This is a genomic window from Pontiella sp., assembly GCF_041622395.1.
Classification (GTDB): domain Bacteria; phylum Verrucomicrobiota; class Kiritimatiellia; order Kiritimatiellales; family Pontiellaceae; genus Pontiella.
The window spans coordinates 1-13,177 of sequence record NZ_JBFJYW010000080.1 but is presented as its reverse complement, the minus strand read 5'-3'; the positions used below and the strand labels follow the sequence as shown (position 1 = coordinate 13,177).

Below are 13,177 nucleotides of genomic sequence, written 5' to 3'. Positions count from 1 at the left end.
GGCGGGAACCGCGAATCCGGAGCGGCTAGAATCCGGCGGAGTAGGTGACGAACCCGGCGAAGCCGGCGAGATCGGAGCTGCCGCCGACCTCGGTGAAGTCGACGTTCGACCAGTTGCTGCGGACGCCGGCGCCGAGCATGCCCCGGTCGTGGATCCGGAACTCGATGCCGGTCCGGGCGTAGAGCCCAATGCCGAACGCGGTTTCGGACGTGGTTTCGGTGGCAAGGCTGGAATTTTTGTAGTCCTGCTTGGCCCGGTAGTCGGCGAATCCCATCAGCGGGCCGCCGCCGACGTAGATCCGGACCTTTCTCCCCGGGTCGAGGAACAGGCTGGCATAGCCCCCGCCCGATAGGTCGAACATCCACATCGAAGTCGAGAGGCTCACATAGAGGCCGCTTCCGCCCGCCGCGAGATAGTTGATTTTGTCGAATCGGAAGCCGAGCAGGAACGTGGCCTCCAGACCAAACTGCAAGCGGTTGCCCTTGGGGACCGTGGTCCAGGCGCCGCCGAGCTGCGGCATGCTGGAGACATCGATCTGGACCGGATCGGCGCTGTCCGGCGCATCGACGGTGAAGTGGTCGTATTTAACGACGCCGAGCAGCGCCTGGACGGTGTAGTTTTCGCTCCAGGTATCATACTTGTGGCCTTGCGCCTGAGCGGCGGAGACCCCGAGCAGGGTGACCATAACCAAGGTTTGGATGTTCATTTTAGCCGTCTCCTCGAATTTACGCGAGTCAGCGTAGATATCCGGCACGGGCCTTGTCGAGATTGAATGCCCGATTATTCCCCTTGCGATTGAATCCGGCGGTCAGCCTGCGGGGTGCTGGCGGCAATATTCATAGATGGCCATCGAGGTGGCGGTGGCGACATTGTAGGAAAAGGGCATGCCCCAGACCGGGATCTCCACGACCGCATCCAGCAGGCACAGGCATTCCTGCGACAGCCCTTCGCGTTCCGATCCGATGACCAATACGGTCTTTTTCGGAAAGAGGTAGTGCGAGAGCTCGGTGGAGTTGGTGGTTTGTTCGAGGCCCACCAGGGTGTGGCCGTCCTCTTTGAGCTTTTTCAGGGTGGGCAGCAGGCTGTTGCGGGTGGTCAGTTTCACCCCGTCTGCTCCATCGCGCGCAATTTTGCCAATCAGTTTGGCATTGCCGGTGGCGATGATTTCGCGGACGCCGCAACAACCCGCCGTCCGGAAAATGGTGGAAAGGTTGACGTTGCTGCGCAACGGGCTGCAGGCCACGATCAGGGGGCGTTCTTCCTGGAGCGCGGTCGGGGGTTTGTGGCGTAGATGCTCGAATTTATAAATGGGTTTGCCCTGGTTGCCGGTCGGTTTCGACGATCCGTCGTTTCGTTCCGAATTCAGGCATTGTATCGGTTTGCCGGGCATCCGGATACAACCAAATCGGGAATCGGCCCAATCATTTCGGTTGTTCCGGCTTGGTTCGCGCGGGCCTTTGCTCTACAACCACGCCTTCAATTTGGTTAAACGCACCCTAACGAACAAAAAAAGGTAGAATACGATGGCGCAAAAAGACGGTTTGGCGAATCCGGCTCCTCTCGGGCTGATGGGCTTTGGCATGACGACGGTCCTGCTCAACATCCACAATGCGGGGTTCTTCCCGGAAGTGGGAAGCATGATTCTGGGCATGGGCATTTTCTTCGGCGGGATCGCGCAGATCATTGCGGGCACCCTCGAATTCAAGAAAGGGAATTCGTTCGGGATGACGGCCTTCGTCTCCTACGGCTCGTTCTGGCTGACCTTGGTCGCGATGCTGGTGCTGCCCAAGCTGGGGCTGGCCACGGCGCCGCCCGCCGCGTTCGTTGGCTGCTACCTGTTCATGTGGGGGTTGTTCACGGCGCTGATGTTCATCGGCACGCTCAAGTCCAACAAGGTGTTGCAGTTCATCTTCGGCTCCCTGGCCGTACTCTTTTTCCTGCTGGCCGCCGAACACTGGGTGCCTGAACACGCCGCGCATTTGATCGGTAAAATCGCCGGGTTCGAAGGCATGGTCTGCGGTTTCAGCGCAATCTATCTGGCGATGGCCGAAATCATCAACGAAGCCCACGGGCAGGTGCTTCTGCCCATCGGCGAATACCGGCCGTCCGCCTAGACGGACGCCGGCAGGCCCGCGGCTTGGCCGCTACAGCCCGAAGGAATGGATGAAGCGCTCGGCGTCGAAATGTTCCTCGAACAGTTTGACGATGAGCTCGTGCTTGATTCGGTCGTAGAGCTGGAGCTTGGTGTTGGTAAAGCACTTGTAAAGCGTCAGGTCGGTGTCGGCGGTGTCCTGCATCACGGCGATGGTGGGCAGGCAGCTGTTGGCCATCAACTCCATCGTCTCGGCATCGGGCATCTTGGCGGATGAGCAGGTGAGGATGACGCCGCCGAGCTTTTCGCCGGGCAGGCTGTTGTTGAATTCCACGATCCGCTTGAGGCGACGGTGCGAACCCGCGCCAATCAGCGCGATGTCGCGCGGCCGCAGGCTGGTAGAGGGGTCGAATACGTTGTTGCCCTGGGAGATGATCTTCACCTTGCGGCAGGGCACGTGCCAGGCGTTGGCGCACTTGCCGCATTTCAGCGCCCGGTGCCCCTTGAAGCTTTTGCTGATCAGGTGCATCGAGGGATTGTTGAGGTATTTGATCTGGGGCATGTAGCCGAAGACCTTGAGTTTGGGACTCCACTCCGGGAAGAGGCGCGCAAGCGCCGGTTCGGTCAGCACCTCCTTCATCATGTCGACCTTGTCCGCCAGCACCTTGTTGAAGAGGAATCCGAGCACCCGGCTATTGTTGTGGTAGAAATAGGACATATCGACCTCCAGCTCGTCGAGCGGGCGGCCGAGCCCGCCGCCGACCAGATACAGGATCTTGGCGCCCAGCAGATTGGCCACGCGCGCATTCGACATCCCGACGACCGAGCCGACGCCCGGATGCCCCGTGCCTTCGGCAATGATCAGCTTTTTGTCCGAGAGCGCCTCCAGCGTCCGGTGGACCGATTTTTCGAACCGCTCGGTGATGGCGCGCGGGTTGTCGCTCTGGATGAAATCGCGCGTCACACCCGAAATCACCCGTACCGGCGAGAGCAGGCCCATGTCCGGCATGTCGATTCCGGTGAACTCGTTGACGATCATGACGTCCTTGTCGATCTTCTCGCCGTTGGGCAACGTGACCATCTCTTGGCCGACGGGCTTGAAGTAGCCGATGTCCTTCGGGTCGATGATCTTGCTGATGGCCGAAATGACGCCCAGGCTGGTGACGGTCTTGCCGGCATGCTGCCGTTCGCCTGCGATGAAAACTACGGGGGGTTTGCTCATGGGTTTCTCCGTTTTCGATATGCGAACAGAAGAGCGCAATCCGTTCAAAGGTTCAAGCCTGCTCTGCGGTTCGATCGTGGCACCGTTGCGTTGCGAGCGAGATCTTTTGCAGGCCGATCGCGTCGACGGGGCAGGCCTTCTGGCAGTTGCCGCAGCGGATGCACTCGTCCTGGTTGATCCAGACGAGTTTCATTTCGCGCACATAGTCGGTCGGTTCGAACGAAACCACCTTGCCTTCGTCGTCGTGGCGGATCGTCTTCAGCATCAGGATGCATTCAAGGCGGGGTTTGGCCTTCAGGCAGAGGTCGCACTTGATGCATTTGTCTTGATCGATCTCGAACTTGTAGTGGCAGCGGTAGCAGCGCCCGGCTTCGGTAGCGGCGGCTTCCTCGTCGTATCCCTGTTCCACTTCGCCGGCCAAACTGCGTTCCGCAACCGGGCGCGTCGGCATGGGCTGGCGCGGGATCTGGTCCATCGCCGGGGTGCGGCCCGTGGCCGCGGCGTTTTCGACCTGGAGCATTTTTTGCAGGCGCTTCGTGCCCATCAGGAAGCGGTCGATCCGGTGCGCGGTTTCCTTGGCGTGGGCAATGGCCTCGATCAGCGAGGAGGAACCGTGCGCAAAATCGCCCGCCATGAAAAGTTTCTCGTGCGGCAGGGCGGCGGAGGGCGGCGGCGCATCGATCCAGGAAAGATCCGGGAATTGGCCCGTGGCCAGCAGCACGGTGTCGGCGGGGACGTCGAATTCTTCGTGCGTGCCGGTTTGGCGGAAGCGCATGCCGCACAGTTTTCCGCCGGATTCCAGATAGGCCACGGGCGTCGCATGGCACGCGAGCGGGATGCCTTCGGCGTCGAGTTCCTCCAGCTCGCCGGGCGTCGTGCGCATCGCCTCCTTCGACCGCCGGTATAGCACTTTCAAGTCCCATTCGGCGGTGTGGGCCCCGAGGCGGCGGGCGGTGCGTGCGCAGTCCATCGCCGTAAAGCCCCCGCCGATCACAATCACGCGTTTGCCGATGCCGGCCCGGCCGGACTCGTTGGCCTCCAGCAGGAAATCGAGCCCGTGGCGGATGCCCGGCAGATGGCAACCCGGCAGATTCAGCAGGTTGGGTTTCTGCGTACCGGCCGCCAGGACGACCGCATCGTTTTCGTCGAGCAGGAGGTGGAGCGGAAGCGCCTTGCCGATGGCGGTGTTGCAGATGATTTCGATGCCGAGCGCGGTGATCTGTTCGATCTCGCGCGCGATGACGAGGCGCGGCAGGCGGAACTCGGGAATGCCCTGGTTGAGCATGCCGCCCGGCGAGGAATGCTTTTCATAGACCGTCACCCGGTGTCCGAGCAACGTCAGGTTGCGCGCCGCCGTGAGTCCGGCCACGCCTGCGCCGACGACGGCGACCCGTTTGCCCGACGGCGGGAACCACGGGGCCGGCAAAACCGGACCCTGTTGCGCAAAGTCGGCGGCGGAGCGTTTGGAAAAGCAGATGGCAACGGGGTCGCCAAGTCCGTCGTAGCCATGGCGGCAGGCGGCCTCGCACGGGCGCGAGCAGACCCGGCCGAGCACGGCGGGGAAGACGTTGTCTTGCAGGTTGATGCGGTAGGCCTCGTCCGGTTTGCCCTCGGCAATGGCGGTCAGATAGGCCGGGATGTCGGTCCCCGCAGGGCAGGCGGTGCGGCAGGGGACGGCGGCGGCCAGCCAGTCGAAATCCTTCTGGGCGCACCCATTGCCCGTCCGGACCGAAAGCTCCGCCGTGTGCGGATGCGGCCGTTCGGCCGGTTTGAACAACGCCTTGATTTGTCCTGAAAAATCCATCGGTTGACATCCTATCGATTCGCGGTTTGAAGGCGAGTAATTTAGACGGAATCCTCGCAAGAGGGGAGGGGGCGAGCAAATAAGCCGCAAGTTGGTTTGAGGTTTGGGGCGGGGGGGTGCTATTACCTGATGCATGAACGGCATCGATCTCAGCGCAAGTCTCGAGGATTACCTCGAAACGATTTTCTTTCTTTCCCGCGAGGGGGGGACGGCGCGCCCGAAGGATATCGCCGAACGGATGAACGTCCGAGCGGCGTCGGTGACCGGGGCGTTGCGGGCGTTGGGGGAAAAGGGCCTGATCAACTACGAGCCCTATGCCTCGGTGACGCTCACGGAGCAGGGGCGCGAGGTTGCCGGCGGCATTGCCGTCAAGCACGAGGCGTTGCTGCATTTCTTCGTCCAGGTGCTTGGGATCCCGGCCAAGGAGGCCGAAGAGTTCGCCTGCTCGATGGAGCACACCATTCCCGACCATATTTTGCAGCGGTTCGTCCGGTTCGCCGAATACACCGAAAAGTGCCCCAGCTTCAACGCCAGCTGGTTGGAGAGCGCCGAGGGCTACTTTTGCCGGGCGCAGGGAAGCGACCACCCTCGTTGCGAAAAGTGCAAGTTGCCGAAATAACCGTTTTGCGGCGGCCCGTTTAACGGACCCCGACGCCGCTACCCCAAATGGCGTTGGATCATTTCGAAGAGCGCGTCTTTTTTGACCGGCTTGGCTATGTAGTCGTCCATGCCCGCATTCAGGCATTTTTCGCGGTCGCCCTGCATGGCGTTGGCGGTGAGCGCAATGATCGGAATCCGGATCGTCGCGCCGGACTCCTGCTCGAAATTGCGGATTTGGCGCGACGCCTCGTAGCCGTCCATGCGGGGCATTTGGCAATCCATGAAGATGAGATCGAACCCGCCGCCATTGGTAACCTTGCGCAGCGCTTGTTCGCCGTTCTCGGCAACCTCGACCTCGAAACCGCCCTTGGCCAGCATGCGTTTGGCCACGGTCTGGTTCACGAGGTTGTCTTCGGTGAGCAGAATGCGTCGCGTCGCAACGGAGGCGATGACCGAAATGTCCACTTGCGGTTGGGCCGCGACGGTACGGGGCGGGTGGTAGCCCACGGTGTCGATGTTATAGCCCAGGATCCCCGCCGTCTTCGATAGCAGGTTGTTGAGCCGGATCGGCTTGACCAAATTGCTGGTGAGTCCGTTGTGGCCCAGCGCACGGAAGTCGCGGTTGGTGATGGAACAAATGATAAAGAAGGCGATGTGCTCGAACTCCGGACTGTTGAACAAGGGGTTGTCGGAGTCGTAGGCGAGATATTCCTCGATCAGCACGATCTTGTAGCCGTTTTTGCGGATCAAGCCGGTGGCGGCCTCCACGCTTCCGGTGGTTTCGGCTTTGAGGCCCCAGTGGTTGAACCATTCGCACAGGGTTTGCCCCATGATCTTGCTCTCGTCGATGACCAGCACCCGCTCGCCCTTGAAATGGGCGGCTTCGACCGCCGCGGCACGCGGGCGCTTGGCGACGGGGAGGTTCAGGCGGAACCAGAACTGAGAGCCCTTGCCCAGCTCGCTATCCATCCCGATCTTGCCGCCCATGAGGTTGACCAACTGTTTGCAGATGGCCAGGCCCAGGCCCGTTCCGCCGAACTCGCGGGTCGTGGAGGAGTCGCCCTGCGAAAATTTCTGGAACAGTTGCGGGAGCTCCTCGCGGGCAACACCGATCCCCGTATCTTTGACGTTGAAGTTGATGGAGGTTTCCTTTTCGGTGCCGGCGACGGCGTCGATATCGATGTAGACATAGCCTTCGCGCGTGAACTTGATCGCATTGCTGGCCAGGTTCGTGAGGACCTGCCGGATCCGCCCCGCATCGCCGACGACGAACGACGGGGTGTTGGGGGAGTAGCGCAGGATGAGGCTAATGCCCTTTTCGAGCGCCGTGGGCGTGAGCAGTTCGGTGATGTGCTCGCAGGTTTCGCGCAGGTCGAACGGTTGCAGTTCAAGATCCAGTTTGCCGGCCTCGATCTTGGAAAAGTCGAGGATGTCGTTGAGCAGCGTCAGCAGGGCGTCGCCCGACGTTTGGATGATGCGCAGGAACTCCTTTTGCTCCTTGGTCAGCGCGGTGTCGTGCAGCAGGCTGGCGGTGCCGATGATGCCGTTCATCGGCGTGCGGATTTCGTGGCTCATGCTGGCGAGAAAATCGGATTTTGCGCGGGTGGCCTGTTCGGCCCGTTCGCGGGCGACCAGCAGCTGGCGGTTGGCCTGTTCGAGGCTTTCGCGCGCGTCGTTGGCGTCTTCCATCATGCCCATGATGATGTGCTGGTTTTCTTCCAGCTCCCGGCTGCGCTTGTTGAGCAGGCGGTTGGCCTCCTTCATTTCCAGTTCGTATTCCTTGCGATCGGTGATTTCCAGCAAGGTGCCCGCCATGCGGTGGGGTGCGTTTGCGGGGCCGCGTTCGACCACGCGGCCGCGGTCGAGCACCCAGAGCCAGTCCTTTTCGCCCCGTCTAAGGCGGTATTCGCAGGTGTAGGTGTCGGTCTTGCCTTCGAGGTGCGTTTTCAGCGTGCGGATCACGTTGGCGTAGTCGTCCGGGTGGATGTTGCGTTTGCGCCAGTCGAGGTCGGAGACGCGCTCCTCTTGGTTGAGGCCGAGAATGCCCGCGAAGCGCGGATTGTAGGTGTAGGTGTTGGCCGGGATGTCCCAGTCCCAGTAGCCGAGGTCGCCGCCGCGGAGAATCAGGTCCATGTTGTCGCGGGTGCGCGCCGTCTCGCGTTCGGCGCGTTTGCGCTCGGACACCTCGCGCTTCAGATCCTCGTTGTAGTGCTCGGCGTCCTCCATGATGCTCAGCAGGACTTTGCGGTGCTTCTTGAGGTCGAGCGCTTCGGTTTCGAGGTATTCGTTGGCCTTCGTCAGCTCCTGGACGATCGCGAGGTTTTCGTGGATCTCGGAGTTGCGTTCGTATTCGTCGCATTCGATGCGCTGGCCGACCAATCGGCCGACAAGGTAGCCGAGGATGATCGTGACCGCCACGGCGATGCCCACCAAAACCGGCAGGTTTTCCGGGGTGGACTTCGAGACCGAATAGGTGGCTGCGGCCAACAGCAGCCCCGCCAAGGCGCACGCCATTGCAAACCCGCGGGCCAGTCGATCGCGGATGTGCGGGTCTTTATCGATTCGTCGTTTCGGTTTTGCCATGGGTTTAGTCGATTTTGTAGCGTTGCGGCTGGTTCGCTTGGGCCAGCAACGCGTTGACTTCGGCCTTGAGTTCGAGGATGCGCATTTCACGCCCGCTGGTGACGGAGCTGAAACGCTCCAGGTCGGCGATGGCGTCCTTCAGTTCGAGCTCGCGTTCCTTGCGCCCCTCGACATCGTCCTGGAGCATGGCGTTGAGTTCGGCCAGCTCTTTGGAAGCGCACTGTTGCGCGTGGTTGTAGAGCAATACCAGCGGGACGGCCATCATGAGCAGGAACAGGCCGGAAGCCATCGTGCGGATGGCCAGCGCAAGCAACTGCCCCTGCATCGGCTCGACTTGCATCGCAACGAGGCAGGCCAGCGCGGCGCCGTTGGTTTCCCTTTCGTAGAATGCGGCGACGCGCAGTTTGCCGTAGCCGGTGCAGTCGGTGGTCAGCAGGGCCAGGCCTTCTCCCGGGGTGGTCTCCGCCAGATCCAGCGCCATTTCGCCGATGCGTTTCGGCAGGTCGGCATCGGGTTGCTCCGGCCCGACGAGGGTGCCTCCGCCCGAGCCGGTAATCAGGTGGCCGGCGCCGGGGAGCGTGCGGACGGCGACGCCCACGAACGCGAAACCGCTCTTCGTGGCGAAGCGATCCAGTTTTTTGCGGAAGGTTTCGTAGGACGCCGATTCCGCGTCGCGGATCACCGCAATGCAATGGTCTTCGTCATGGCACAGCATTTCCCGAACCGCGTAGGTGCCGGTTGAAAGGGTTGCGTCGATGTCGTCGAGAAGCATTCGGCGATGGGTGATGTAGGACCAGCCGGAAAAGGCCATGATGCCAACCGAGTAGACTGCGGCGGCGAAAGCGAACCGCCCGAGGCGGCGTTTGACGGGGGGGAAGCTCATGGAAGGTTTTCCGTGGTGGTCCTGTATTTCTGGGTTTTGCCCAGCTCGCCGAGCAAGGTGTTTATTTCGGCTTTGAGTTCAAGCGTGCGCCGTTCGCGGCCGCGCATCAGCTGGTTGAAGCGTTCCATGTCTTCGAGGGTGCGTTTCAGCCGTTCCTCCGCGCGGTTTTGCTCGGTGACGTCGCGCCAGACGCCGAGGACGCCGACGGCCTGGCCGGCATCGTTGCGCAATGGGATTTTGCTGATTTCCCGCCAGCCGATGCTGCCGTCGGGGCGGGTGTGCGAGTCCGTGTAGTTGAAGACGGGGTGGTTGTTGGCGATCACTTGCTGGTCGTTTGCAATGATATGCGGCGCCTGCGCGGGATCGATCAGGTCGTATGGGGTTTTGCCCACGATTTGGTCGAGGGTTTCAAAGCCGCATTCCCGGATGAAGGCCTTGTTGCCTCCGAGGTAGACCGAGTCCTTGTCCTTCCAGAAGACGGCCAGCGGGATGGTATCCATGATCAGCTGGAGCATCTTCTGCGATTCGCGCAAGGCGCTCTCGATCCGCTGCCGGTTGGCGATGTCGCGGGCGACGCCGAAAATGGCCTTCTTGTTTTTCCAGGTGCCTTGGAAGACGTTCGTGTCCACCAGGATGAGGCTGCCGCTTTTCATTTGCAGCGGAAGCCCGCAGGTGGTCGCCGCTTCCTTCTGCATGCGGGCGATCACTTGATAGATTTCGTCGCGCGACTCCTCGGGATAGAGCTCGAAGATGCTCATGTCCGCCAGTTCGTTGGTGCTATAGCCCAGTCGGTTGATGACGGTCGGGTTGGTGTGGATGAGCGCCCCGTTCATGTCGCACACCACCAGGAAATCCTCGATCGTGTCGAACAGGTTCTGGAAATTCCGGTTTTCTTCCAGCAGGGCTTCTTCGGCGGATTTGTTGGTCGAGATGTCCTGCATGAAGCCGTCCCAGACCAGCAACCCTTTGTCGTGGTGCGGTACGGCGCTGATGCGCAGCCATTTCAGCCGCCCGGCCAAGTCGAGTATCCGCAGCTCCATATCGACCGGTTCCAGCTTTTCCGTGCTTTTTTGGAAGGCCTCTTTCAGCAAAGGAATGTCGGTTTCGTAGACGTGGTCGTAGGCGATCTGCGCATCCTGCATGGCCTGGTCGCGGTCGAAACCGAGCGCCCGTTCATAGCCCTTGCTCAGATAGGTGAAGCGGAAGGTGCCGTCGGCCGCGTATGCCAGCTGGAAAATGGTGACGTTGGGCAGGTTGTCGCCCATGAGCCGGATATGCCGCTCGCTCTTTTCCAGCGAAACGGTTTTCTCCTCGAGCTTGATCCGCATCTGTCGCAGCCGAAACAGGACCCCCGCGAGCAACACTACGGTCGATGCGAGCAAGGTGATGATCACTTCGTCGGATTTCAGATAGCTGAAGTCCCCGACGCCACTGCCTTGCTCGGCGGCATGCACGGAGGAAACCAAGCACGCGGCGAGCGTTGTGCCAAAGGCGGTCTTTAGGCTGGTTGAGACATTTCGGGGCATCGGTTCTTCCAGGTTGCAACAGACAGAACTACGAATAAGCTATTTCAGGGCCAGAATCAAAGGAAATGAGCGCCTCGTGGAGTTCGCACAGCGGCAGGCCCACGATATTGGTGTAGGATCCGCAGATGGAGCGGACCATGTGCGCCGCGCCGCCTTGGATGGCGTAGGCGCCCGCTTTGTCCATCGGGCACCCCGTGGCGACGTACCGATCGATCTCGCCGGCGCCGAGCTCGCGGAAGACGACTTCGGTCGAGACCGAGAAGATTTCGGTTCGATCGTTGCGTTTGACGCAGACGCCGGTGATGACTTCGTGTTTTTGGCCGGAAAGGTGGGAAAGCATCGCGCAGGCGTGCTGTTCGTTTTTCGGTTTGCCAAGGATGGAGTTTCCTTGAACCACGATGGTGTCGGCCGCAATCAGCACCGTGTCCGGCGAGGCGTCGATGGCCGACGCCTTTTCGGCGGCCATGCGCTCGGCGAACCTCCGGGGCGCTTCGTCCGGGTGCGGGGTTTCGTCGATCTGCGGCACCTGCACCGTGAAATCGAGGCCCAGCGAGGCCAGCAGTTCGCGGCGGCGGGGGGATGCGCTGGCAAGAATGAGTTTTCCAATGTTGGGATAATTCTGCATGCCGCCGACAATATGTTGGAAAGCGGACTATTAAAAGTCCGTTCTGCATGGCATAAGGCCCACATGAAATCGGTCGACATCTTCTTGGGGGGAGTTCCGTTTGGGCGGAACAATGTCGGTGATGAGGCGATACTCGAATGCGTTGTGGGGATTCTCCGCGAGGTCAGTCCCGGTTGTCGCATCACCGTCAGCACCGACCGTCCCCGGGAAACCGCGGAGCGGCTGGGGGTTCACGCCGTTCCCCTGTTCGGATTTGCACCCGCCTACAGCAAGGCCGAAATGGAGGAGTGCATCGCCCGGGCCGATGTCTTCATGTGGCCGGGCGCCACCGGGCTTTCCGACTATCCGGAAATCCCGCTGGCCATGCTCGAGGTCGCCCATCGCGTTGGAACCCGCACCGTGGTTTGGGGGGTCGGCATGAACGACGCGCTCAATCCCTATATCTATTCCGTCTTGCCGGGAAAAAAGAAGGTGTTGTTGTCGCTGCTTTCGGCGCTGGCCTTCGGGCGGGTCGATTTCGTGAAGGCGATGGAGCGTCGTGCCGAAGCGCGCGCCAAGGCCAAGATCGTCGAGGAACTCAACCGGTGCGACCTCGTTGTTTTGCGCGATCCCGAAACGCTCGCCGCCGTCCATGCCTGCGGCGATGTGCCCGGCGCCCTGGTTGGCGCCGACTCCGCCGAACTGCTCACTCCCGCGCCTTGGGAGGGGATCGAGCTGACCCGCGAAGCCCGCGAGATGCTCGAATCGAGCGCGCGCAAGATTGGCCTATGCATCTCCGCCCAGCGCCAGATTGCCCACGAAAAGGAGCTGGTCGATTTTTTGGATCGTCTGGCCGATCGCGACTACCGCATCGTGTTTCTGCCGATTAACCATTCCACCGATGCGCCACTGATGGAAAAGCTGCGCGGGTGGATGAAGAACCACGTCCATTCCGTTGTGATTGGCGGGCACCGCACGCCGCGGGAAATCCTTGCCATCGCGGGCCGGCTGGATTTAGTCATCAGCAGCCGCTTGCACCTGCTCATTCTCGCTTCCGTGCTGCATGTTCCGATCATCGGGATTAGCCGCGGCTCCAAGGTGGATAATTTTCTGGCCCCCTTCGGCCACATCTCGGCCGGCAGCGTCGACGCTTGCGACTTCGACCACATGCAAAGCGAACTCGACCGCCTGATCGACAGCCGGGAGGAGTTCGCCGAGGTTAGCACGGCGGTCCACGAAATGCTGCTCCAGCGGCTGGACGCGGCCAAAGCGCACCTGGCGGAACTGCTCGCCGCCTGCTGATGGGCGCCGAACTATTTTTCCTTGCCCAGTTCGGCCCAGGCTTCTTTCTTGCCCATGCCGCGCACCGTTTGAATGCGGTCGGCGGTTTCCTTGCGCCGAAACGGAAGAATCCCTTCCTGCTTCTCCCATTTCACCACGCTCGGGGTGCTGACCCCGGCCAGCTTCGCGAATTCGGCCTGGGTTAAAACCAGACGCTTGCGCAACGAGAGAATGCCCTTGCCCGTGATCCGGACCTCCTTGGTTTCCACCGGTTCTTCGGTTTGTTCCGGGATGGCCTTGCCCAGCTCGCGTTGCAGTCGGGCGACTTCCTTCTGTAAATCGGTTACATCCCGCCGTAGGTTGGCGATCAATCCACGCTGTGTGGCATTGACCCGTTTGACGGGCTCCAGTTCCTTTTTGATTTCCTTGCGGGCAACGCGGATGATCTCGGCCTGTAACGATTTGATTATGGACATCTATATGCTCTCCTTGGGTTTCTGCAACGAGATGTACTGGAACCCCGCAGTTGGCTCAAGACAGAAAAAAACGCGTTTTTACACTCTCCCGAGCTCGGGATGGCCG

The 13,177-nt window shown here is 61.1% G+C and carries 12 protein-coding genes; 3 read left to right on the top strand and 9 right to left on the bottom strand.

Features of this window, described 5'->3' with window-relative positions:
* Window positions 1–25: 25 nt before the first annotated feature.
* Both ABYO54_RS06510 and ABYO54_RS06505 read right to left on the bottom strand, forming a co-directional pair.
* Window positions 26–706: a hypothetical protein gene (locus ABYO54_RS06510; RefSeq protein WP_372807436.1), complete on the bottom strand. Its 681-nt coding sequence runs from the start codon at window positions 704–706 to the stop codon at window positions 26–28.
* 102 nt (window positions 707–808) lie between these two features.
* On the bottom strand, window positions 809–1,390 hold the full coding sequence (locus ABYO54_RS06505) for a TrmH family RNA methyltransferase (RefSeq protein WP_372807435.1): 582 nt from the start codon (window positions 1,388–1,390) through the stop codon (window positions 809–811).
* A 133-nt stretch (window positions 1,391–1,523) separates the two neighbouring features.
* On the opposite strand from ABYO54_RS06505, the gene ABYO54_RS06500 reads away from it, so the two are divergent.
* Complete coding sequence (locus tag ABYO54_RS06500) at window positions 1,524–2,114, top strand: acetate uptake transporter (RefSeq protein ID WP_372807434.1); 591 nt, start codon at window positions 1,524–1,526, stop codon at window positions 2,112–2,114.
* A 30-nt stretch (window positions 2,115–2,144) separates the two neighbouring features.
* Here ABYO54_RS06500 and ABYO54_RS06495 read toward each other — a convergent pair whose 3' ends face one another.
* Window positions 2,145–3,314, bottom strand: coding sequence for an AAA family ATPase (locus tag ABYO54_RS06495; protein ID WP_372807433.1), 1,170 nt, complete (start codon window positions 3,312–3,314; stop codon window positions 2,145–2,147).
* Window positions 3,315–3,366: 52 nt separating this feature from the next.
* Window positions 3,367–5,118 (bottom strand): FAD-dependent oxidoreductase, encoded by a 1,752-nt coding sequence (locus tag ABYO54_RS06490; RefSeq protein ID WP_372807432.1) that lies wholly within the window; start codon window positions 5,116–5,118, stop codon window positions 3,367–3,369.
* A gap of 133 nt (window positions 5,119–5,251) precedes the next feature.
* On the opposite strand from ABYO54_RS06490, the gene ABYO54_RS06485 reads away from it, so the two are divergent.
* On the top strand, window positions 5,252–5,737 hold the full coding sequence (locus tag ABYO54_RS06485; protein ID WP_372807431.1) for a metal-dependent transcriptional regulator: 486 nt from the start codon (window positions 5,252–5,254) through the stop codon (window positions 5,735–5,737).
* Between the two features lie 38 nt (window positions 5,738–5,775).
* On the opposite strand, the gene ABYO54_RS06480 is transcribed toward ABYO54_RS06485, so the two are convergent.
* Genes ABYO54_RS06480 through ABYO54_RS06465 form a run of 4 tightly spaced genes read right to left on the bottom strand, consistent with a single transcriptional unit; the run spans window position 5,776 to window position 11,335 of the window.
* Complete coding sequence (locus ABYO54_RS06480) at window positions 5,776–8,301, bottom strand: response regulator (protein ID WP_372807430.1); 2,526 nt, start codon at window positions 8,299–8,301, stop codon at window positions 5,776–5,778.
* 4 nt (window positions 8,302–8,305) lie between these two features.
* Entirely contained in the window at window positions 8,306–9,184 is an 879-nt protein-coding gene (locus ABYO54_RS06475; RefSeq protein ID WP_372807429.1) for a hypothetical protein, read from the bottom strand.
* Window positions 9,181–10,710: a PAS domain S-box protein gene (locus ABYO54_RS06470; RefSeq protein ID WP_372807428.1), complete on the bottom strand. Its 1,530-nt coding sequence runs from the start codon at window positions 10,708–10,710 to the stop codon at window positions 9,181–9,183. Before ABYO54_RS06470 ends, ABYO54_RS06475 begins: the two co-directional genes overlap by 4 nt.
* A 28-nt stretch (window positions 10,711–10,738) precedes the next feature.
* On the bottom strand, window positions 10,739–11,335 hold the full coding sequence (locus ABYO54_RS06465; protein WP_372807427.1) for a nucleoside triphosphate pyrophosphatase: 597 nt from the start codon (window positions 11,333–11,335) through the stop codon (window positions 10,739–10,741).
* Window positions 11,336–11,398: 63 nt separating this feature from the next.
* Here ABYO54_RS06465 and ABYO54_RS06460 point away from each other — a divergent pair, with 63 nt between their 5' ends.
* Entirely contained in the window at window positions 11,399–12,616 is a 1,218-nt protein-coding gene (locus ABYO54_RS06460; protein ID WP_372807426.1) for a polysaccharide pyruvyl transferase family protein, read from the top strand.
* Between the two features lie 11 nt (window positions 12,617–12,627).
* Here the strand turns inward: ABYO54_RS06460 and ABYO54_RS06455 are convergent, their stop codons facing one another.
* Window positions 12,628–13,071 carry a helix-turn-helix domain-containing protein gene (locus ABYO54_RS06455; protein ID WP_372807425.1) on the bottom strand — a complete coding sequence of 148 codons (444 nt, stop codon included), beginning with the start codon at window positions 13,069–13,071 and terminating at the stop codon, window positions 12,628–12,630.
* Window positions 13,072–13,177 lie beyond the last annotated feature (106 nt).